The 21,354-nt window shown below is 52.8% G+C and carries 18 protein-coding genes, 1 tRNA gene and 1 pseudogene; 9 read left to right on the top strand and 11 right to left on the bottom strand.

Annotated features, from left to right (window positions below):
- Nucleotides 1-325: 325 nt before the first annotated feature.
- Nucleotides 326-3,010 carry a DNA polymerase I gene (gene polA / locus ACHZCX_RS15340; RefSeq protein ID WP_319588077.1) on the bottom strand — a complete coding sequence of 895 codons (2,685 nt, stop codon included), beginning with the start codon at nt 3,008-3,010 and terminating at the stop codon, nt 326-328.
- Nucleotides 3,011-3,246: 236 nt separating this feature from the next.
- Nucleotides 3,247-3,789, bottom strand: coding sequence for an HPF/RaiA family ribosome-associated protein (locus ACHZCX_RS15335; RefSeq protein WP_319588076.1), 543 nt, complete (start codon nt 3,787-3,789; stop codon nt 3,247-3,249).
- A gap of 275 nt (nt 3,790-4,064) precedes the next feature.
- On the opposite strand from ACHZCX_RS15335, the gene hemH reads away from it, so the two are divergent.
- A complete protein-coding gene (gene hemH / locus ACHZCX_RS15330) occupies nt 4,065-5,054 on the top strand; it encodes a ferrochelatase (protein WP_319588075.1) in 990 nt (329 codons plus the stop codon).
- On the opposite strand, the gene rodA is transcribed toward hemH, so the two are convergent.
- From rodA to ACHZCX_RS15305, 5 genes are all read right to left on the bottom strand, one after another.
- Nucleotides 5,044-6,114 carry a rod shape-determining protein RodA gene (rodA, locus tag ACHZCX_RS15325; protein WP_319588074.1) on the bottom strand — a complete coding sequence of 357 codons (1,071 nt, stop codon included), beginning with the start codon at nt 6,112-6,114 and terminating at the stop codon, nt 5,044-5,046. The two genes, hemH and rodA, sit on opposite strands and share 11 nt — an antisense overlap.
- 50 nt (nt 6,115-6,164) lie before the next feature.
- Entirely contained in the window at nt 6,165-8,246 is a 2,082-nt protein-coding gene (gene mrdA / locus ACHZCX_RS15320) for a penicillin-binding protein 2 (protein ID WP_319588073.1), read from the bottom strand.
- Between the two features lie 58 nt (nt 8,247-8,304).
- Nucleotides 8,305-8,847, bottom strand: coding sequence for a hypothetical protein (locus tag ACHZCX_RS15315; protein WP_319588072.1), 543 nt, complete (start codon nt 8,845-8,847; stop codon nt 8,305-8,307).
- Nucleotides 8,848-8,935: 88 nt separating this feature from the next.
- Nucleotides 8,936-9,820 (bottom strand): rod shape-determining protein MreC, encoded by an 885-nt coding sequence (mreC, locus tag ACHZCX_RS15310; protein ID WP_319588071.1) that lies wholly within the window; start codon nt 9,818-9,820, stop codon nt 8,936-8,938.
- Between the two features lie 84 nt (nt 9,821-9,904).
- Nucleotides 9,905-10,942, bottom strand: coding sequence for a rod shape-determining protein (locus tag ACHZCX_RS15305; RefSeq protein WP_319588070.1), 1,038 nt, complete (start codon nt 10,940-10,942; stop codon nt 9,905-9,907).
- 225 nt (nt 10,943-11,167) lie between these two features.
- On the opposite strand from ACHZCX_RS15305, the gene ACHZCX_RS15300 reads away from it, so the two are divergent.
- From ACHZCX_RS15300 to ACHZCX_RS15270, 7 genes and pseudogenes are all read left to right on the top strand, one after another.
- Nucleotides 11,168-11,243 (top strand) — tRNA-Ala (locus ACHZCX_RS15300).
- A 182-nt stretch (nt 11,244-11,425) separates the two neighbouring features.
- Nucleotides 11,426-12,685: pseudogene (locus ACHZCX_RS15295) on the top strand (tyrosine-type recombinase/integrase).
- Between the two features lie 16 nt (nt 12,686-12,701).
- Nucleotides 12,702-13,745 (top strand): hypothetical protein, encoded by a 1,044-nt coding sequence (locus ACHZCX_RS15290; protein WP_319588067.1) that lies wholly within the window; start codon nt 12,702-12,704, stop codon nt 13,743-13,745.
- A 377-nt stretch (nt 13,746-14,122) separates the two neighbouring features.
- A complete protein-coding gene (locus tag ACHZCX_RS15285; protein WP_319588066.1) occupies nt 14,123-14,446 on the top strand; it encodes a helix-turn-helix domain-containing protein in 324 nt (107 codons plus the stop codon).
- A gap of 191 nt (nt 14,447-14,637) precedes the next feature.
- The gene (locus tag ACHZCX_RS15280) at nt 14,638-15,009 is read left to right on the top strand and encodes a hypothetical protein (protein ID WP_319588065.1); all 372 of its coding nucleotides are present in this window, start codon (nt 14,638-14,640) and stop codon (nt 15,007-15,009) included.
- Nucleotides 15,010-15,297: 288 nt separating this feature from the next.
- Entirely contained in the window at nt 15,298-15,918 is a 621-nt protein-coding gene (locus ACHZCX_RS15275; RefSeq protein WP_319588064.1) for a hypothetical protein, read from the top strand.
- A gap of 2 nt (nt 15,919-15,920) precedes the next feature.
- Nucleotides 15,921-16,262 (top strand): HGGxSTG domain-containing protein, encoded by a 342-nt coding sequence (locus tag ACHZCX_RS15270; RefSeq protein WP_319588063.1) that lies wholly within the window; start codon nt 15,921-15,923, stop codon nt 16,260-16,262.
- Nucleotides 16,263-16,593: 331 nt separating this feature from the next.
- On the opposite strand, the gene ACHZCX_RS15265 is transcribed toward ACHZCX_RS15270, so the two are convergent.
- Nucleotides 16,594-16,974 carry a hypothetical protein gene (locus ACHZCX_RS15265; protein ID WP_319588062.1) on the bottom strand — a complete coding sequence of 127 codons (381 nt, stop codon included), beginning with the start codon at nt 16,972-16,974 and terminating at the stop codon, nt 16,594-16,596.
- Between the two features lie 624 nt (nt 16,975-17,598).
- The gene (locus ACHZCX_RS15260; protein WP_319588061.1) at nt 17,599-17,781 is read right to left on the bottom strand and encodes a hypothetical protein; all 183 of its coding nucleotides are present in this window, start codon (nt 17,779-17,781) and stop codon (nt 17,599-17,601) included.
- A gap of 262 nt (nt 17,782-18,043) precedes the next feature.
- On the opposite strand from ACHZCX_RS15260, the gene ACHZCX_RS15255 reads away from it, so the two are divergent.
- Entirely contained in the window at nt 18,044-18,217 is a 174-nt protein-coding gene (locus tag ACHZCX_RS15255) for a hypothetical protein (protein ID WP_319588060.1), read from the top strand.
- Between the two features lie 85 nt (nt 18,218-18,302).
- On the opposite strand, the gene ACHZCX_RS15250 is transcribed toward ACHZCX_RS15255, so the two are convergent.
- Complete coding sequence (locus ACHZCX_RS15250; RefSeq protein WP_319588059.1) at nt 18,303-19,391, bottom strand: hypothetical protein; 1,089 nt, start codon at nt 19,389-19,391, stop codon at nt 18,303-18,305.
- 213 nt (nt 19,392-19,604) lie between these two features.
- Nucleotides 19,605-21,353 (bottom strand): YgiQ family radical SAM protein, encoded by a 1,749-nt coding sequence (locus ACHZCX_RS15245; protein ID WP_319588058.1) that lies wholly within the window; start codon nt 21,351-21,353, stop codon nt 19,605-19,607.
- Between the last annotated feature and the right edge of the window lies 1 nt (nt 21,354).

Genomic DNA, 21,354 nt, shown 5'->3' with positions numbered 1-21,354 from the left:
TGGGGTGGACTTAAACGAAAATACACAGGACTGAGCATCAGGATTCGAATGGCTTCGCGCGGACTCATGATCACACCTCCAGGTTATCCTTTGCCTAATCTAATGCAAAAAACAAACCTGTTTAAAAAAAGACAAAACACTGGACAGTTACAGCATGCGAAAGAACAATCTCCATCCCAAAGGCTTATCCGGCCCCCTTTTCATTCCGAAATAACGGAAAAAACTAAACATCATCCGCTCGTTGCAAACAGTTTTCTCTGCCAAAGACTCGAAAAGAAACATTGTCGAGTTCTATACCGTATGAACAAAAAAAAAGAAAAGGAAATTAGTCTCCTTTTTCCAGACTCTGCCCGTATCCGAGGTGCACCACTAGGGGAACGCGTAAGGTCATCGCCGCTTCCATATGCTCCTTGACAAGAGCGGCAACCACCTCAAGCTCGCTTTGCGGCGATTCTAAAACCAATTCATCATGGATCTGCAACAGCAAACGGGTCTGCAATTGACGCTGTTCCAACTCACGTTGCACTCGCAGCATGGCCAACTTGATGATATCGGCGGCTGTCCCCTGGATGGGTGTGTTGATGGCTGTTCGTTCGGCAAATTCGCGCTGATTACGGTTGCTACTGTTGATCTCCGGAAGGTATCGTCTTCTTCCCAGCAGGGTAGTGACGAAACCGTCTTTTTTCGCTTTCCCGACAATCGACTCCATAAATTCCCTTATTCCGGAAAAATGGGCGAAATACCGGTCGATAAAGGTCTGCGCATCTTTTCTACTGACGTGCAGCTGACTGGCCAGCCCGAAGCTTGACATGCCATACACAATGCCGAAATTGATGGTTTTGGCCACCCGGCGCATCTCCGAGGTCACCAATTCCGGTGCCACAAAAAATATTTCAGCGGCGGTCCGGCGGTGAATGTCCAGTCCTCCTTTGAAGGCGGCCAGCAGCTCCGGGTCCTCGGAGTAATGGGCCAAGACGCGGAGATCGATCTGGGAGTAGTCGGCGGCAAGCAGGCTGCAACCCTCGGAGGCAATAAAGGCTGAACGGATCCGCCGCCCCTCTTCTGTACGGATAGGGATATTCTGCAGATTGGGATTGCTGGAACTCAACCGGCCAGTGGCGGTGCCGCACTGGTTGAACGAAGTATGCACCCGGCCGGTTCGCGGGTTGCACAGACTGGTCAGTTTATCGACATAGGTGGACTTCAGCTTGGCCAAATTGCGATACTGGAGAATAAGCGCCGGCAACTCATGGGTCAGACTCAAATTTTCCAGAACCTTGACATCCGTGGACCAGCCGGTTTTGGTTTTACGCCCCTTGGGCAATTGCAGCTTATCAAACAGGATCTCGCCCAACTGCTTGGGCGAATTGATGTTAAAGGTTTCCCCCGCCGACGTGTAGATGGTCTGCTCGTCAGCCTCCAGCCGCTGCCCGAATTCGCTGGAAAGAGCGGCGAGCTTGCCACTATCCACCCGGATACCAGCCCGCTCCATGGCAGCCAGCACAGAAATCAACGGCCCTTCCACATCCTGCATCAGGGGCAGTAGATCTGCTTGCAGAAGCTTCGGTTGTTGCTGCTTGTAAAGCTGCAAGGCTCCGTAGACATCCTCACAACTATAATCCTTGGCTGCCTCCAACCCAACCCGACAAAATGCGTCTCCAGCCTTATCGCTCTCGGTGACCTCGGCAAAACTGGTCATTCGTAGATTGATTTCCTGGCAGAGGTCATCAAGCTTGTAAGAATGCCGGTCCGGGTCAAGCAGCCAGGCGCCGATCATGGTATCGTAGAGCGGACCGGCAAGCTGGATGCCGCCGTTCTGCGGCGCTGCAAAAACCGCCAGATCAAACTTAAGGTTATGCCCGACTTTGAACCTGTGCGGCTGTTCAAGAAAGGGTCGCAAAAATTCAACCAGCCGGGAGAGCGGCAACTGACCTGCCACCAGCTTGCCGCCGCCATCACGGTGACCGCAAGGGAGATACCAAGCATCCCCCTCCTCGACGGCGAGCGAAACCCCGACCAGATGAGCGTCCAGGGTGTCAAGAGAATCGGTCTCGGTATCGATCGCAAAAAGGTTTGCGGCGGCGAGTCGTTGTCCCAGGGTGTCAAGTTCGTCCAATCCACGCACCAAATGGAAACAAGAAGTCTCAATCTTCGCGGCCCGGGTCTCCTCCTTGAGCAGGGAATGAAACTCCAGTTCGGTTAGCAGACCTCGAAGAAGTTCATTGTTGGGGTCAACCATCCGGTACTGTTCAATATCTCCTGGAACCTCCGCAGCGGTATTGAGACGCACCAAATCGCGGGACAGAAAGGCCATCGCCCGGTGATCACGGATCTGCTGAATGATCTTTGAGGATTTCAAGCCGTCAAGGGCCTGATAGAGCCCCTCCAAATCACAGTGCTCGCTGATTAATTTCTGCGCCGATTTCGGCCCAACGCCAGGAACACCCGGAATGTTGTCCGAGCTGTCACCGGTGAGGGCAAAATAGTCGAGCAGCCGGGCAGGAGGCAGACCGTATTTATCCTGCACTGCGGCTTCATCCATCACCCGGTCATTCATCGGATCCCACAGGCTGACATTGGGCGACACCAGTTGCAGCAAATCCTTGTCACCGGAGACCACCACCACCTTGAATCCCTGCTGAACCATCTTTTCGACGGCCGAGGCGATGAGGTCGTCCGCCTCCTGATCGTCCTGTTCGAGATTGAGAATTCGGTAGGCAGCCACCATTTTGCGGATATAGGGAATCTGCGGAACCAGATCCTCGGGCATAGGTGGGCGGTGGGCCTTGTATTTGTCATAAAGCTGATGGCGAAACACCGGCCCCTTGGTGTCAAAGGCCACCGCCAGATAGCGCGGATTGCGCTCCTTGAGAAGACGCCGCAAAATGGCGATAAACCCGAAGACAGCGTGGGTCGGCAAACCGTGCGAATTGGAGAGTGGTTTGATGGCGTGGTAGGCCCGGTAAATATAGGCGCTACCGTCAATCAGATACAGTTCGGACGTGGTCATGGAATCTCTGGTGTAAAAAAGGACTGGCTACCGGTTATTGAAATACTGGCACCTTACTGGTCGAGGCGCAGCTTCTTGTTTACACAGCAACGGCATGAGAACCAAGATTTATTTTATCGACTCCCTCGCCCCGCCCCCACACTCAAGACGAGGGCATAAAAAAACCCGCCATAATGGCGGGTTTACACTCAAGCCCGGAACCTCAAGAAACCCGGGAAAGGAAAAAATTACGTTGCTTAGGCGTTACCCACCTTCACCCAGGTTGCCTGCAAGCCCTTGTCCCCCTCTTCCATGGCGAACAAAACTTCATCCCCCTCGGAGAGATCGCCCATGCCCACATCCTTGAGACTATTGGCATGGAAAAAGACATCGAGTTTGTCGTCGGTGACAATAAAACCATAGGACTCGGCGGGTACAATCTTGCGGATAATTCCCGAAGCTTTGCCGTCAACAACAGCTCCTTGGACTTTGACCGCCTTATGATTTTGTTTTTTCTTGACGATTTCCTTAAGCTGCGCCCCGAGCACGTCAAAGGTCTCAACCAAGAGGGGGCGGACACTTTCGCCCCACCGCTTGACGGCAACCGTATCGTTGGGCACTGTGGCGACAATCCGAACCTCATAACCGCCTTCCTTATATCCTGGGGTGGCCTCAATGGTCACACGCAGGTGCAAAACCAAACTCGCATAGTGTCGGGTCAGTTTATCCCGCTCCTCTTCGATCTTTTCCTGCCAGCTCTTTCGTATGTCAAGATTTTTGGCTTCGATTTTCAGTTCCATAAACATCCTCCGCAGAGAAAGACGTCAGCGGCCCCATGCCGCTGCCTTAAGGTCATGCTTCGGCATCCTTTGCTGAAAGGCCGCAGTCTAGTCTTCCCTGCTTGCCCCAGATGGAAAGTCGTGGTGTAATGGTGTGCGAAGAGCACGAGAAGTAATTGATTTTGAAAGGATACCGCTTAACCATAATTTAATTATAGCCATTGACCAGCGGGTAAATCAAGGGGGAGCCGTACATTTTCTTGACGGGCAGGCGAGTGGGCCGGTACATTACCGATATGAATACTCGGAATAAAATTGGTGTGTTACTCTTAAACTTGGGTGGTCCCGAACGGCTTGAGGACGTCCGCCCCTTTCTCTTCAATCTGTTTTCCGACCGGCAGATCATCCGTCTTGGTCCCAAATTCCTGCAGAAAACCATCGCCCGGATAATAGCCCATCGCCGTGCCCCGAAAAGCATGGCCAATTACGAGCGTATCGGCGGTGGTTCTCCCATCCGGAAAAAAACCGAGGAACAGGCGGGAGCCCTGGAACAGGTCCTGCGCCAGGACGGTGACTTCATCGTCCGGCCGTGCATGCGCTATTGGCACCCCCTGGCCGATGCTGCACTCAAAGAGATGGAACAGGCCCAGGTCAAGGAGATTATCGCCCTGCCCCTTTACCCTCACTATTCCATCGCCACCACTGGCTCGTCGCTCAGTGACCTCCACCGGACCAAGGCCCGACTCCGGATGGATTTTCCCATCCGGGAGATTCACTCCTGGCCGGTTGAACCCGCATACATCGCCTGCCTGGCAGAGAGGATTCGGGATGGCATCCAGTCCTTTCAGGGCGAACCGGTGCAGGTTGTATACAGTGCGCACAGTCTCCCTGTGCAGTTCATCCAGGAGGGCGACCCCTATGTGGAGCATCTCAAGCAATCCATCCGGGCCATCGAGGAATGCACTGGAATCGAGGGAAGACTCTGTTACCAGAGCCGGAGCGGCCCGGTGGAATGGCTGGGCCCGGCATTGCCGGAGGTGATTGCGGCACTGGCGGCCGAGGGCTGCGCCAACATGCTGGTTATGCCTATTTCCTTTGTTTCCGATCATGTGGAAACCCTGTTTGAAATCGACATCCAATACCGGGACATGGCCGAAGGCCTAGGTATACGATTTGCCTCCACGAGGGGACTCAACGCCGACCCACAATTCATCGCCGGCCTCCGCGAGCTGGTTCTCACCAGCCTCCGTTCCGAAATCAGAGAGCGGGCTGCTACTAAGTTGTAGCCGACGGAAAGCTTCGCATCCGGACACTCATGATGATACCGATAGCGGCCATGTTGGTGAGAAGCGAGGAACCGCCGTAGCTGAACATCGGCAGCGGTACCCCGACCACCGGCAGAAGCCCCATGATCATGAAAAGATTAATCACCGCTTGCCAAAAAATCAGCATAGTGCAGCCAAAGGCAAGGATAGAACCGAGTTTATCCTTGGCCGACATGGCGACATTCACCCCCCAGATGAGCATGAAAAAATAGCAGCTCAGAAAGAACACTGAACCGGCAAACCCCCACTCCTCCCCCCAGACCGCAAAGGCAAAGTCAGTATGCCGCTCCGGCAAAAAATGGAGATGCCCCTGAGTACCCTCCATGAATCCCTTGCCAAAAATTTTCCCGCTGCCGACGGCGATCTTGGACTGCATGATCTGATAGCCGTGGTTCATCAGATCCCCCTCAGGATTAAGGAAGGTCTCGATTCGCTTTCGCTGATATTCTTTCAGAAGAAACTTCCAACCAACGAAAATGCAGAGCAGACCGGTGCCACTGAGGATGCTGAGGGTTGCCCATCGCAGGCGGACAAACAGGGTCATGGACACGAAAACAATGGCGCAAATCAGGGCCGTACCCAAATCCGGTTGCTTTGCTATCAACACAAAGGGCAGGACAGTGAGAATCGCAGGTTTGATCAGGTCGCGCAGACGATAGCCGCCAGCAACGTCGGTGTTGGCATAGCAGGCGGCCAGGACCAATATCAACGCCAATTTGGCCGGCTCAGAGGGCTGAAGATTGAAAAAACCAAGATCGATCCACCGCTGGGCACCGGCGATCGCCTTGACAAACAGCAGTGTATAGAGCAGCAGGAGCAAAACGAGGCCATAGAGCACATACCCTAATTTTACGACCCTTTCATACTCCTGAGTTAGGATCAGCAGAATCATCCCCAAACCAGCGGTAAAGAAAATCAACTGTTTGTAAAAGAGCGAAGCGGCCCCGGTATCCGCTATGTAAGTAGAACTATAGAGATTGGTTAGCGCCATTCCGCCCACAAGGAGGAGCATCAGCAGCATAACCCAGTCAAAATGCTGAAGCAAACGTCTGTCAAAATGAAACATATCAGTTAATTGGCTGAATCATTTGGTTCTGGAGAAGGACCACCACTGCCCTCTTCAGGATCTTCAATGGGTGGCGGGTCGGTATCCTCAAGCATTTCCTGGGAGAGAACAACCCGGTGAACAGGGCGCCCCCCTTGTCCCAGTGCAGCCCCCCCCCCTTCTTGCTCTTTAAATTTATCTTCAAAATATTTATTGAGTATTTTCGAAGCAATAGGTGCCGATGCCGAGCCGCCGTGCAAACCGTGCTCAACCAGAACAGTGACCACTATTTCCGGGTTTGAGGCTGGAGCAAAACAGGTGAACCAGGCATGGTCCCTGTATTTATAGGGAATATCGTCTTCTTTCAGATGGATGTATTGCGCAAGGCGGACGACCTGGGCAGTGCCCGTCTTGCCACCAACAATGATTCCGTGAGAGGAGTCGATCTGTGCCTCCCGGCCGGTTCCCCGCTTGCTGTTGACGGCCTCGACCATACCTTCACGAACCAGTTTCAGATTTTTCCCCTGCCCCTGCAACATGGAGAGAACCTCCGGCTTAAAGGCACTGACCTGCTTGCCGTTGGGATCGATAATCTGTTCGACTACCGAAGGTTTATACAGGGTGCCGCCGTTAGCAACGACCATGGTCATCATGCCCACCTGCAACGGCGTGGTCAGATTATACCCTTGCCCAATGGCCACGGAAAGGGTTTCCCCTTCGTGCCATTTGACATTGTACCGCTTCCTCTTCCATTCCGAACTAGGCGCTATTCCGGGTTTTTCATATTCCATTTCCACCCCGGTTTTCTCCCCCAGACCGAACATCTTGCCGTACTTGGCCAGACGATCGACCCCTAATTTCAAACCCACGTTATAAAAGTAGACATCGCACGACTCGCCCAGGGCCCGCTTCAGACTAACCGTTCCATGGCCGCCTTTTTTCCAGCAGCGGTACGTCCGGTTTGCAAACTGCATCGAACCAGGGCAAAAAAAGGTGGTCTCCGGAGTAATGACGCCCTCGGCCAGACCGGCAAAGGCAGTGATGGGTTTATAGGTCGAACCGGGAGGATACTGCCCCTGAATCACTTTATTGATCAGCGGATGCAGAGGGTTGTCGAGCATGCCTTGCCAGGCCTTCTGGGAGATGCCGCCGACGAACTCCTCTAAATTCAACTCTGGAGCACTGGCCACCGCCAACAAGCGACCGGTGTTGGCCTCCATCACGACCACGGCCCCGGCCCGGTTTTTCACGGCCATCTCTTCTTCCGCAATTTTTTGCAACTCGACATCAAGGGTCAGATACATATCCTTGCCGGGCAGTGGTTCGTCTCCCTTGAGATTCTCCTGTTCAAACCCCAGGGCATTGACCTCCATGTTGTCATGCCCCTTCTCGCCGCGCAGATCGGTCTCGCGCAAACGCTCAAGCCCCATCTTGCCGATGAGGTCGCTGCCTTTGTAGAGGGTTTTGTCGGCCTTGTCCAGCTCTGCCTTGTTGATCTCTCCCATGTAGCCGATAAGGTGCGAAGCCAGGTTGCCGTAATGGTAAATGCGCAGAGGCACGACCTCGATCTTGATGTCCGGCAGATACATCCGGTTGTTCTCGATCCGGGCCACCGTTTCCCAGTCGATATCCTCGGCCAGCCGCACCGGAATATGCCCCGGGCCACCGGCCATCTTGCGGATTTTTTCAAGGAGGGTGGTGGCGTCCAGTTTCAGAAGACGGGTCAGACGCTTGAGCCATTCGTCATTAATCTTGTTGTTTTCCCGAATCCAGACGACGTTGAACGAAGGGCGGTTGGTGACGATTTCCCGGCCCTTGCGGTCGTAGATATTGCCGCGCGGCGCTGCAATCTCGATGGAGCGGACCCGGTTGGAATCCGCCAAGAGGTTGTAATAATCACCCTGTTGGACCTGGAGAAACCAGAGGCGGGTGATGGCAAGTGCAAAGAAAACAATGATAATGACAAACGAATAAAGCGCCTTTTTTTTAAACCCGCTCAGTTCGCTCTCGTCGCGCTGAGGCAGCCGGGTAACGCCGCTATCCTTCTTGCGCTCGGCATCAAGCAGCGGCTCCGCTCTTTTCCGGTTCAGTTTCCTCAGATTCTTCATACTGTCGCCAAACATATTCACCACGTTTATACTATCTCACAGCCCAAGAAAAGGGAGCTCAGGCCTGTCGCCTGCGCCGGTTGTCGGTGCGCAGCCGCAATCTGTTCCAGGGCAGGAAACTGCGATGGGAATGTTTCAGGAGCCAATCGAAAAGAAAAAACATGGGATAGGATAAACCAGCGACCAGCATCATCCGCACGATCATCTTCCACCAAGACCAGGAAACTTGCTGCCCGGGTTCGAGGAATTCCAGCAGCAGATACACCACCCATGAAACTGCCAAATAGCTCAAACCGACCAACGGGATCTGATATAAAAATTGGTTGACCGGCAGCTTTGCGGAAAGCAGACGAAGAAGGAAATAACTACTGAAACAAAGCAGGGCATACATCCCCAGAATCGTACCGGAAAGGACATCGAGAATGCAAACCAGGGGAAAAAGGATGATCAGGCTGCGCATCAGGTCCAGCCGAAAGGCCAGATAGGCCACCAGAATATAATAAAAGTCGGGTGCTGGCAGCCATATAGGTGAGGGCATACAGATGGTCGTTTGCAGGATGGCCAGCAAAAGGCCAACGACTATGAAGTTAAAAATAACCATCTTCCTCTTTCCCGTTCGCACCGCCCTGTTGCAACCTGCCGGCGCAAGACCACTTCAGGCGCAGCCAAGGGGGCTTGCTTGCAGCCTTTTAAGGACGAGTCATCTCTTTGATTTCGCCAAGTTTCGGTTGCTGGAGAATCAGCAGGTGTTCCAGCTTCTGGTAATCAACCGAAGGCGTCACCTCGATTTCATGAAACATGCCCCGAGGTTTCTTAATGATCTTCGAGACCACGCCCACCTGCAATCCAGTGGGAAAGACCCCGCCATAACCAGCGGTGACCACATGTTCCCCCTCTTCGATTTCAGCGGTTTTAAGAATATACTCAAGGCGATAGGTCAAAGTGCCGTCGCCCTTAAGGATGCCGCGCACTCTCGATTTCTGCAGAAGAACGTCAATGGCACTTGATGGCGCAATCGCCAACAGCACCTTGGCGTAGTTGGGCGTAACGGTGAACACCTGACCGACAACCCCGTCGTTGTTCACCACGGGATTCCCCTTCATCACGCTGCTGTTTGATCCTCGGTCGATAATCACCGAGCGAAACAGGGTGGAGGGGTCTTTACCGACAATCGTCGCCGCCACGGACTGTTGTTGGTCCAGCGTATTCTTGAACTCAAGCAGTTTGCGCAGGCTGGCGTTGGTGGCCATGGCCTCGCGGCTCTTATTGAGGATGTTTTCGTTTTCCTGCAACTGCTGGATCAGCCGTTTATTCTCTTCGCGAAGACGGAGACTGTCCTGAAGGATATCGATATATTCGCTCTTAAAGGTCTCGACATAGGAGCTCCCCATGGTGACCACTTTCTGCAACGGCCCCACCGCCTCGAGCACCAGTTTGTGCAGGGATCCGAACTTCTGGCTCCCTAAAGTGGAAACGAGAAAAATAAACGCCAGAGTCAGTAAAAAACCGGCAAGAATGACGATGCGAAAAAGGCGATAGTGGTCGCTTCGTTTTCTGGTGGGCTTTTTTCTCATGGGAGAGGAGTGGCTGCGGAAATCGGCAAGGCAATAAAGCAATAAACTTGAAACACCAAACGCCCCGTACGGTTTCTTTTGCGGCTAATCGATGGCGATTTCCCGGAGAATCTCGAGGTTATCGAGAGCTTGCCCGGAACCGAGCACAACGGACGAGAGCGGATCGTCGGCAACGATGATCGGCATTCCGGTCTCGAGTTTCAGCCGTTTGTCGAGATTTTTCAGCAAGGCGCCACCGCCGGTGAGGACGATGCCCTGATCGACGATATCGGCGGACAATTCAGGGGGAGTCTGCTCCAGGGCAACCCGCACAGCATCGACAATCACGTCGACCTGCTCGGCAATAGCGGCCTGGATCTCCTTGGAGGTGATGGTCAAGGTTTTGGGAATGCCTGCTACCAGGTCACGCCCCTTGATATCCATGGTTTCGTAGGGTTCCTCCGGCAAAACGTTGCCAATGGTGGTCTTGATCTCCTCAGCGGTTCGTTCACCGATGGCCAGGTTGTGTTTTCTCTTGATGTATTGCAGGATGGCCTCATCCATATTGTCGCCCGCCACCCTCACCGATTTGGCGTAAACGATGCCAGCAAGCGAGATGACGGCTACCTCGGTGGTGCCGCCGCCGATATCGACAATCATGTTGGCGGTTGGTTCGGTGATCGGCAGGCCGGCCCCTATGGCGGCCGCCATTGGCTCCTCAATCAGATACACCTCACGGGCGCCGGCGGATTCTGCCGTGTCGCGCACCGCCCGCTTCTCCACCTGGGTGATACCCGAGGGTACGGAGATGATGATCCGTGGATGCACCAGGGTGCGACGGTTATGCACCTTGTTGATGAAGTAGCGGAGCATAGCCTCGGTCACCTCGAAATCGGCAATGACGCCATCCTTCATGGGGCGAATGGCAACGATGTTGCCGGGCGTCCGGCCCAGCATCTCCTTAGCCTCCTTGCCCACGGCAAGCACCCGGCTGCCGCGACTGTCCTTGCGGACCGCAACCACCGAGGGTTCGCGCAGCACAATCCCCTTTCCTTTCACATACAAAACCGTATTCGCGGTCCCGAGATCGATCGCCAAATCGTTGGACAGCCAGCCAAAGAGAAAATTAAACGGAGAGAACATTCCGGTGTCACCTATAAAGTCTAAATGTTATCAGCCCGCTCATCATCGCAAAGATGATAGGGGTGGAGCCGGGAGCCGAAACAATGAAAAATGTTGATGTGGATAATCTCGGCACATTACCAATAGAACCGGAGCTTGGCAATCTATATGGCAATCACCCGAAAAAGAATTGAGAAAAACTTGACAGGCCCCGGCAAAGCATGGTAATTGCCCCGATGAACGCAAGGGGCTATAGCTCAGCTGGGAGAGCGCTTGAATGGCATTCAAGAGGTCAGCGGTTCGATCCCGCTTAGCTCCACCATTAGACAGTCCAACGGTGTCCAACACCGTTCATAAACCCGCACTCCTCCAAGGATTGCGGGTTTTTTGTTGTCCAGTGATGTACGTCATGATACGATAAAATCCACAAGGTTTGGGGGTACGTGTAGGGGTACCGGGCCATACCCCCAACACAGATACCCCCAAAAAGTGGAGATGCCCGCTATGCCTAGGCAAATCGTACCATTGACGGATATCAAAATTAAGAGCACCAAACCATCAACCAGCAAAATAAAATTATTTGACGGCGGTGGTCTTTTCTTGCTGATCACCCCCACCGGCGGCAAGCTATGGCGATTAAAATATCGTTTTGGGGGTACCGAGAAATCCCTCACCCTTGGCACGTACCCCCAAACCACACTCAACGAAGCCAGACAGAAACGTACCGACGCCAGGTCATTACTCGAGAAAGGCATTGACCCCGGAGCAGTAAAAAAGGCTCAAAAGGCGGCAGATACTGAAGAGACTGAAACTCTCGAGGTTATCGCGAGAGAGTGGCACAATAAATTTTCTCCTTCCTGGGCATCTGGCCACGCCGACAAAATTATTCGCCGCCTTGAACTTTACATTTTCCCTTGGCTAGGCAACAAATCAATCCGCTCCATCACAGCCCCTGACCTGCTTGCATGCTTGCGACGTCTTGAAGAAAAAGGCACTCTCGACACAGCGCACCGGGCAAAGCAAAACTGCGGATAGGTGTTCCGCTACGCCATTGCCACTGGCAGGGCAGACCGAGACCCTACGCCAGACCTTCGCGGCGCACTCCCCACCGTCCAGAAACAACACTATGCGGCCATAACGGACCCAATCGAGGTGGCTAAGCTCATGCGAGCCATTGACGGCTATAATGGGGGGCTTGTCACGATTTGCGCATTAAAGCTGGCACCATTGTTTTTCCTGAGGCCAGGAGAACTGAGGCAGGCAAAATGGGCCGAGTTCGACCTTGATCAAGCAACGTGGAATGTTCCGGTTGAGCGATTGAAGCTCAAGATGTCGGAGAAAATCAGACGTGGTGGAGAATTTCACCTCGTCCCCTTGGCTTCTCAGGCAATTTCTATTCTGCGAGAGCTCCACGCGTTAACCGGCTCTGGCCGCTTCGTCTTCCCATCTACAAGATCAGCATCAAGATCAATGAGCAATAACACCGTAAACGGGGCATTGCGGCGGCTTGGTTACGACACCAAAACAGAAATGACAGGTCATGGTTTCAGAGCAATGGCCCGGACAATACTTGATGAAGTGCTACATGTACGCCCGGAGATCGTGGAACACCAGCTTGCTCATGCCGTACGCGACCCCCTGGGCAGAGCATACAACCGCACAACCCATCTGCCAGAACGCAAGAAGATGATGCAGGCTTGGGCCGACTATCTGGACAAGCTCAAGGCCGGAGCTGAAATCATACCAATCCGGACAGCGGCTTGAGGAAGGAGATGGTGTTATGTTGAGCAATACCAATGAGCCAAAAAATAATCGAAACACTAAAAGTAAGCTGTTCAAATTGAAAGAATGGCTGACTGTTCCTGACGCTGCCCGACATTTATCGATCGTTTTCGGTGAAGAGGTTACTGAGGCCGATGTATTGAGGTTTGCGTTGGATGGGCATTTAAAATTGTCTGTTAATTTCGTCAATTATACCAGTGCAATGTTTGGAAAATGTGTGGCATGGAATTCTATATTTGATAAAGAATGGCTACATCACAAGTCACTGGGAGAAGATGTGGATGTTGAATTATCACATGAGATTATCAATTCGTTCCTTACAGCACTTCCTGATGTTTTTTCACATCGTGGTTATGTCCTTTTAGATGGTGAGGTTCTATCCATTGAGGGCGTTTGGGATTTGCCAATGATCGGAATTGAGCGGGATGAAATTGAAAATAAATATCAGATATTAACAAATGGTCCAGAGGTAAAAAAAGGATTACGGGTAAATAACGGCGTTTTTGTTGAAAGAGAGAATGGTGAAATATGCCAGCTTCAAACGGGTTTTGATGAAAACGAATTTCATAGTGGTTCTGCCGCTGAACTGGAAAAAATAAATAAATACATAGCAAAAAACAATATCGAAGAGGAGAAGACGCAGGAACTTTTAAGTCAACATAAGATAGATCGTAAAGAGTATCTGGATTCACGTAAAAAGAAAAAATACTCTGACAATTTTTCCCGTACTTTTAACCTGCCCCAGGATAGTGTTCTGGTGGTTCGCACCCAAGCACTGATTAACCTTCAGGAAAAGCTATCGCTGGAAGAACCATCAAAGAAAAAGCCACAAGGTCCTCGAGCGGAAAGAACCTACCTCAATATCATTGGTGCTATGCTTGAAGTCCTCAAGGGTGACCATGGCAAGGGTAAGTTTACCACCGAGACTGATCTGAAAGATTATTTAACTCAAAAATATGCCGGATTCTCGGGAATATCAGAACGAACTCTCTCTGAAAAATTCGCCTTAGCCAAAAAATCAATCAGTGAAGAGCTAGACTGAAAATCTAAAGCGATTTTTTTCACCGCAACAATCGTAATTGCAGTTGCAATGCAAATTGTTGCAGTTGCAATGAAAACATAATTAAAACGTCATACTATCACCTCAAAGGCCATGGATTCCCCTTGGCCGTTATTAAGACATGAGGTGATACATGCAAAATTCCCTTTCCGAAACCGGATTCATCCGGCTCTCCCAAATTGTCGGTGACAATAAAACTGAACCGCCGACCCCTGCAATCATTCCTGTTTCAAAATCGACTTGGTGGGCTGGTGTAAAATCGGGCCGCTATCCACAACCTGTTAAGCTGTCGGAGCGGTGCACAGCTTGGCGAGTCCGAGATATTCTGAATCTTGCCGAACGGCTGGGAGGATGATGCGATGACCAAAAAAGAAAGCCTCACCGGCCAGGGTGAGGCAAAAGACAAAACAAACCTTATTAAAAAGATTACCGCTACTCCTGCCAACTGTCAATCGGCAGCAGCACAACGTCAGCGAATTTTGGATTGGCTTCAACGTTCATCTCTAACCACTCTGGAAGCGCGGGAGAAACTTGACATCATGCACCCCGGCGGCAGATGCATGGAGCTGCGGCGAATGGGGTACAATATTCAGACTGTCTGGACATTGGAACTTTCCGATGCAGGGGGGCTCCACCGGGTAGGCAGGTACATTTTACAACAAGTTGAAGATGGTGACCGGTGATGGTATCGCCCTTGGATCAATTCGAGGCGTATAAACCTGTCACGAAGCGGACGCGACCCGAACTTGATTGGTCTCCTCAGCCAAGAGTATTTTGGATTGTTCCCGAATTGCTGCACTCAGATGCGTATCGCGATCTAACCAAAATAGAAAGTGACCTGCTCCTTTTCATTTATTCACGGCGGAGTTATCCGATGGCCAAAGGGAAAAAGAAAAATCCCAGGGATTATTGGTCGCCATTGAATGGCCATGAAATGACAATCCCGCATATTGCAGTCAAAGAGTTTTTCAGTCGAATGAAGGCACCACCGCCGGTTCCAAGCACGATCACGCGGGCGGTTATTAATTTGATGCGAGTTAGTTTTTTAGAGCCCGTGGCAATTGGTGGTCGAGGCAAAGGAGACATGAGCAAGTATCGCCTGATACATGATTGGCGAGTCTGGCGAAAAGGTGACGTCGAAGTCCACACCAAGGCCGGGATGTGCAAAGGAAAAGGATTTTGCCTTCCCGGCAGTGGAGTGTTCTGCCCTGCTCGAAAATTAGAAAAGGGGTGCGAACTCGCATGAGAACCTTACATGCAGACTCGCATGAGAAGAAACTGGAATTTCACTTCTTCTCATGCGAACTCGCAGTAGTAGGAAAATCACAGCAAACCAAGGCAGGGCAAGGGATTGCGGGCGAAATTGCACCCCATGTCAAAAACAGCCCTTACTACTGCGAACCTGCATGTACTTAATTTAAGCCATACCATGGCAAATTCAGGCAGGCCTTTCGACCCTTTCAATGGTGAGGAAATGAGGGTGAAAACGCGGACGGGTCAAAAAGCGCAATTACTTTTGATGGAGAAAACATAGATGGCACGGAAAAAAACGCCAGTCCTTCAGAAAGAAAACAAGGCTGTGGCAAAATATGAACCAACGGACCAAGAACGGGAACTAAGGATGGCGCTCCGTGCAGCGATAGCTGCTAAACCGCCGACTCCAGCGGTCAAGGTGAACCAGGGCAAGATTGAAATGGATCACCTTGATTCAGGGATGGGATGGGCCATACTGGTGAAATCTCTCGGAACAACTTCTATCGATTTTTCAGTGGCAATCCTGAATCAACTCAACAGCGCCTTCTCAAAAGGGAAAGAGCCGGACCCGGCAGCAATAAACTTTGCTTTTGCTGTTATAGCAGGCATCAAACCCCGTGACGAACTGGAAACGATGCTGGCGACTCAAATGGCCGCTATCCATGCGGCGACCATGACCCAAGCTCGAAGGCTGGCCAATTCAGAAACCATCCCACAACAGGACAGCAACGAGCGTGCCTTGAACAAACTGGCCCGAACATTTGCCACACAAATGGAGACCTTAAAGCGATACCGTACCGGCGGCGAACAGAAAGTGACCGTGCACCATGTCACCGTCAACGATGGCGGCCAAGCGATTGTAGGGACCGTGGAGCAATCTAACGACCGGAGGGAGGGGTGAGTATGGAAAACAACCTTTACCCCATGCCACGGGCATTCTGCGGTGCAAAGACGCGCTCAGGAGGCTCATGCAAGCAACCCTCTATGCAAAACGGACGTTGCAGACTCCACGGCGGTAAGAGCCTATCAGGCAAAGCTCATGGCAGGTACAAGCACGGGCAGTTTACCAAAATCGCAAAGGAAGAGAGGCGGCGACTTGCGGTGCTCTTGCAGGAAGTGAAAGACACGATGAAGCTATGTGAGGTCTATCCGCGCATTACTGAGGAAGTTAACAAATGCACAACCATCAAAGGGCACCATACCCTTTCAAAGATCATCATTCAGGCAAAGGATAATGTTCTTTGATTGTCCGGCGGGTATGGGATCAATCTTCACAGCTTTTCGTTTTCGGAAACCGCTTGTCCTCGCATTCGGAGATAATTTTCCCGGGTTTGATATTCGCCAACCATAATCAAAGGAATTATCAAACAGCAAGAGGCAAAGCTAGTACTGTTGGGCGGGGTTGATAGCACGACTGGCTTATTAAAGAGGCACAGGTGCGACTCAGGTGCGCAGCCCCGAGCGGGTTTCAAAGGAAATGGTTTCCACAATGGTTTCCACGGAAACAATTAGTAAAAGAACATACCACGGTAACGGAAGGACTGCCTTTTTAGGACTCTAGTTTTGGGTTGATCGTTCAAAAGGTCCGAATTGTACCAGGGATATACCCTTCCGGCGTGTTATTCAAGTCTCCACCATTCGCGGCATGTTTTAGGCGAGGGATAGCCTGCCCGGTCCATTTTTCAATGGTATTCCTTCCTTTCGATTTTTTATAGGTGCGGGTGATAGTGTCCTGGTTGAAATCACACTCAAAAACGACAATGTCGGTGCTGGTCTTATATGTGATCTGGTAATTGGCCTTCCCAGGGTTTCGAATGATCAGATCGATAATGGCGAGTGCCTGGGCTGATGTCCCGAACCCATCGGGTTTTGTCCCAAGATTCACGGCCACCTGGGCAACTGCTGGCACGGAAAACAGGAATAATACTATGCAATTGATTAGTATTTTGTGGATCATAATAAAATTTTATCCCCCTGCCCTCTCCCAAGTATCAATTAGCGCATGCTGGCGGGCAATTTTTCACTTCAAGGAAAAGGGCAAAAGAAACGCGGGCCTTGTCAGTGTCATCTGTCGTTCATATTATAATACTACAGTCAATGAAATTCTGCCCTCCCCCAAACGGATGCCCGACGGCTTGTTCGGGGCGTACCGATTATTGATCGGACGTACAAACGGTAGCTATCCGATTAGGTCAGAATGATTAGGCTGGTATAAGTCGAGTCGTTTGGTTTTCACTGGTGACCCTCCTTACCAGATAGGGGGTGGCGAGAAGTGCCTACCCTGAAGCCAGGCTGACCCGACTTTTTTTTATCACTTTGAACGGATATCCCCAAACTGATACTTGTCGGCGGATTTTTTTTACAGAGGGTGTGGATTTATTTTTGGGGGTACATTTGGGGGCATGTCGCTTTTCTGATGTTTATTTTTTTAATCGAAATCAAGTATTTATTATGTTTATTCGATAGAGCTTAGCGGGTTACAGATAATCAGATAACCCCTTTTCTCGTTCTCCGTATCTGGCGCCGCCGCCCTTCTCATTGCTCTTTATTTGCCGTCGAAAGTTCCGCCACCGCGAAGAGATCAATCACTTGCCCGGCATCCACCGCTCCGTCGATCACTTGCCGGACAGCGGCGCCGATGTCGCCCCCCTGATGATAGTCTCTTTACCTCGCCCCGATACACCACGGGGTGCGGTCCGGGAGCAAGCCCCCCATCTTCCTTGATCAGCCGGTCGAGCAGGCGTTGATGTTGGGTATTGAGCACGAGAGCGTCAAAAAATGACAAAGGCTGGAGTTGAAAGACGGGCCACTTCCGTGGCCATCGAACCACAAGGCCACATTTCCAGTTTTACGGATTTTTTTTCGGAAAAGTGGAAAACCGGAAAAGGCAGCGCGTTTGAAAAAAATGACCTTTTTTTAATGTGCTGATTTCACGTTAAATTATTCGCGGCGCCTTCCAGTGTAAAATGGCCCGGTTGTTGCTCACTTATTAATAAGAGTTCAACCCGACCAAAGGAGGCATCGAGATGAGAAAGTTATCAGTTATTTTTGCAGCCGTCATGATGCTTGGAACAATTACAAGCGCCGTTGCAGGCCCTGCCTTCCTTGCCCATGTACAGATACCTGAATCGGAGAGCATGCTTTTCTTCGGTATCGGTTTACTTCTGCTGGCTAAGGCTGCCGAAAAATCAAAAGATTAAATTTTCCCCAAATCCGAAAGACCAAAAGCAGTGCCAAACGGCTCTGCTTTTTTTGTTTCACCCCGGGGAGAGCGATCGAGCCGCTTCAATCGCCGATCGACTCACGCGAAGGCCGGAAGCGCCCGCTGTTCAGGTCCAGCCCCTGGAGGAGAACGCGGGGGTCCTCGTACAGACTGCTGATCAGACCGCGTTGCCGCCGGTTGACCAGTAGACGGATGTCAACCCCGGGCAGCGTTAGCATCTCAAAATCGGTATCGGCGTCGCCGGCAACCAGTACTGGCCTGCCACTGATCCATTTCCCGATAATCTCGGCCTTGCCCTCGCGGAAGGTGACCGGGTATGCGGCGGGATCGTCAATGGTGAGCACTTCGCCTTCCTCCAGGCCGACCCGGATGCCAAAAATGTGGTCCGCATCCACCGGGAATCCCAGCAGTGTTGCGGCCCCTTCCACCAGCCATTCGGTGCTCGCCGAAATCACATATCGCTCTATCCCCAGATTCGCCAGACTGTGCATCAGGGCCAGCATCTCCGGGTGGGGATGGAGGCCCAGCGGGTAACTCGCCTCGATCCGGCCGATCGGTTCCGGGGCCGCCACAGTCAATGTCTCCTCCCGCAGCGGTTCCCTGCGGACCACCTGCACCACTTCAACAGCCAGATTCCGCAATTCGGCAGTGGAAAATCCGGCCAGCATCTTACCCATAAACGGCAGCACAAAACGCGGCCCCAGGTGCTCGTCTTTGCGGGCCTTGTCGGTAATCCAGAGCATCAATACGGCAAACAGCTGATATTCCGGCAGGAGTTGCGCCTCCTCCTGCTTGCCGGCGGCAATCAGGGGGTAGAGTGCCCGATAGGCCTCTGTCAAGACAGTGGTGAGTAGTGTCATCGGCCGACCGTCCAGCGCGCCGCCGGTCTTGGGCAGGATGGCGGCCAGCTGTTTCGGGGTCAGGCGGTAGTGCAGGTGCTGCACCTGATAGCGGAACACGGCCTGCCCCACATCACGGAAGATGCAGGTGTTATCGAAATCAAACACGGCCACCGGTTTCACTGTCGCTGGTTGCGTGACGATGGCGTTGAGTCTGCCTGTGATCTGCGCCAGATTTTCCGGAAACCAGTTTCCAGCCACATTCGAGAAATTAGTGGCCTGCGCTTGCGTTGTTGTTCCTGAAGATGTCATCGCTTGTGTTTCGCGGAAAAGAACAGAGATCGGGCTGAGAATCCAGAGCGGGTAAACAGCCGGTTGTGTCGGGTTATATACGATAAAACGCTGAAGATTGCATGGAGTATCTGCCGGAAGGGGCGGCCAGAGAACTCTTTTCCGGGAGGACACCAACCTTGAGAGTAATGGCGGAGCAGCCCGCTGTTTTCTCGAAACAGGGAGGCGGGGAAATCATTTATTTCTTTTCTTGGGAGCGGCGAAACGGTTGGCCCTTGGGCCGTTATTTGGCCGGCCGGCATCGCCGACTATCGCCGCCTTCTGCCGCTCCCTGCCCGCTTCGCTTTTTTCGACGAAACAGGGTGTGTTGGTGAAGGGGTCGGTCTCGGTCCAGTACATCAGGGTGGACCAGGTGCAGGGAGTGGGGGTGAACAGTTGCACCTGCCGGGGCAGGAGATGCAGCTCCTTTTGGCAGAAAGAGCGCAATTCTTCCATGGCCGCCTGGGTGCAGCCCGGATGGGCGGCAATCAGGTAATAGGTGAGGAATTGCTCCAGGCCCTCTTCCTTGGTCAGGCGGTTGAACAACTGGCGAAATTGGACGAGGCCGTCTGCGCTCGGTTTGCCCATGGCCGCCAACACCCCTGCATTGCTGTGTTCCGGCGCGATCTTCATCTGTCCGGAGACATGATGGCGAACAACCTCGCGCAGGTAGTTGAGACCGTTTTTGCGATCAGCGAGAATCATATCGTAGCGAAGGCCCGAGGCCACGACAATTTTCTTGATGGTATTGATGGCGCGCAGCCGTTGCAGCAGAGCCATGAGCGGCCCGTGGTCGACCTTGAGACTGGGGCAGACCGAGGGAAACAGGCAGCGCTTGTCCCGGCAAGCGCCCTTGGTGAGTTTCTTAGTGCACTCAAACCCGTACATATTCGCGGTCGGGCCGCCGACGTCGGCGATGGTGCCTTTGAAGGCCGGGTGGGCGGCAAGCACTTTGGCCTCCCGCACGATCGAATCGACGCTGCGATTCTGGATAGTTCGCCCCTGGTGCACGGCGATGGCGCAGAAATGACACTCGCCGTAACAACCCCGGTGGGTGGTCAGGGCAAAACGGATGGTGTCAAGGGCTGCAACCCGGCCTGCCTGCCGGTCCCGGGGATGGAGATCGCGCTCGAACTCCAGGCTGTGGATCGCATCGAGTTCCTCGGTGGACAGCGGTGGCTGCGGCGGGTTGTGGACAAGAAAACGGCTGTCCTGCTGTTGGACCAAGGTTTGGGCCGAGACCGGATCGTTGTTGTCGTAAAAGGTCCGGAACATCGAGATGAAGGCCTTTTTATTGGCCGCAGTCGTCTGGTAGGTGGGCAGCATCAGGGCTCCTTCCGGCGGGGCAGCGGCTGCATAACAGAGGCCGCGAATCGAGAGCGGCGATTGTCCGGCCGTCAAGGCCTGGGCCAGTTGGACCACGCTCCGGTCCGCCATGCCGTAGAGCAGGTAGTCGGCCTTGGCATCAAAGAGGATCGAACGGCGGATCCTGTTATCCCAGGCGTCGTAGTGGGCGATACGGCGCAGGCTGGCCTCAATGCCCCCCAGCACCAGGGGCACGGTCCCTTTGAAATGCTGACGGATCAGGTTGGCGTAGGCGATCACCGCCCGGTCCGGACGGCGGGTGTTGAGGCCGCCGGGGGTATAATCGTCGGTTTTGCGCTTGCGGTTTGAAGCGGTGCGATTGGCGACCATGGAATCGATCGAGCCTCCGGTGATGCCCCAGAAAAGTGCGGGCTCGCCGAGGCGGGTGATGTCGCGCTCCGACAGGAGATCGGGCTGAGCAATGATGCCGACCCGGAAACCGTGCTGGGCCAGGATCTTGCCGATCACCGCCACGCCAATAAAGGGCGAGTCGATGTAGGCGTCGCCGGTGACCAGAATGACGTCAAGCGCATCCCAACCCAATTGGGCCATTTCTTCTTGAGTGGCGGGGAGAAACATC

Source organism: uncultured Desulfobulbus sp. (genome assembly GCF_963662935.2).
Classification (GTDB): Bacteria; Desulfobacterota; Desulfobulbia; order Desulfobulbales; family Desulfobulbaceae; genus Desulfobulbus.
The sequence above is the reverse complement of the archived record's forward strand: the minus strand, read 5'-3'. Positions and strand labels throughout refer to the sequence as shown.

Coding starts and splice junctions, on each gene's coding strand:
- hemH (WP_319588075.1), top strand. CDS start 4,065: ATGAATACTCGGAATAAAATTGGTGTGTTACTCTTAAACTTGGGTGGT.
- polA (WP_319588077.1), bottom strand. CDS start 3,010: ATGACCACGTCCGAACTGTATCTGATTGACGGTAGCGCCTATATTTAC.
- ACHZCX_RS15305 (WP_319588070.1), bottom strand. CDS start 10,942: ATGTTCTCTCCGTTTAATTTTCTCTTTGGCTGGCTGTCCAACGATTTG.
- ACHZCX_RS15315 (WP_319588072.1), bottom strand. CDS start 8,847: ATGGTTATTTTTAACTTCATAGTCGTTGGCCTTTTGCTGGCCATCCTG.
- mrdA (WP_319588073.1), bottom strand. CDS start 8,246: ATGAAGAATCTGAGGAAACTGAACCGGAAAAGAGCGGAGCCGCTGCTT.
- ACHZCX_RS15270 (WP_319588063.1), top strand. CDS start 15,921: ATGGAAAACAACCTTTACCCCATGCCACGGGCATTCTGCGGTGCAAAG.
- ACHZCX_RS15290 (WP_319588067.1), top strand. CDS start 12,702: ATGTTGAGCAATACCAATGAGCCAAAAAATAATCGAAACACTAAAAGT.
- rodA (WP_319588074.1), bottom strand. CDS start 6,114: ATGCTGCTGATGCTCCTCCTTGTGGGCGGAATGGCGCTAACCAATCTC.
- ACHZCX_RS15265 (WP_319588062.1), bottom strand. CDS start 16,974: ATGATCCACAAAATACTAATCAATTGCATAGTATTATTCCTGTTTTCC.
- ACHZCX_RS15275 (WP_319588064.1), top strand. CDS start 15,298: ATGGCACGGAAAAAAACGCCAGTCCTTCAGAAAGAAAACAAGGCTGTG.
- mreC (WP_319588071.1), bottom strand. CDS start 9,820: ATGAGAAAAAAGCCCACCAGAAAACGAAGCGACCACTATCGCCTTTTT.
- ACHZCX_RS15335 (WP_319588076.1), bottom strand. CDS start 3,789: ATGGAACTGAAAATCGAAGCCAAAAATCTTGACATACGAAAGAGCTGG.
- ACHZCX_RS15280 (WP_319588065.1), top strand. CDS start 14,638: ATGGCCAAAGGGAAAAAGAAAAATCCCAGGGATTATTGGTCGCCATTG.
- ACHZCX_RS15250 (WP_319588059.1), bottom strand. CDS start 19,391: ATGACATCTTCAGGAACAACAACGCAAGCGCAGGCCACTAATTTCTCG.
- ACHZCX_RS15255 (WP_319588060.1), top strand. CDS start 18,044: ATGAGAAAGTTATCAGTTATTTTTGCAGCCGTCATGATGCTTGGAACA.
- ACHZCX_RS15245 (WP_319588058.1), bottom strand. CDS start 21,353: ATGTTTCTCCCCGCCACTCAAGAAGAAATGGCCCAATTGGGTTGGGAT.
- ACHZCX_RS15285 (WP_319588066.1), top strand. CDS start 14,123: ATGACCAAAAAAGAAAGCCTCACCGGCCAGGGTGAGGCAAAAGACAAA.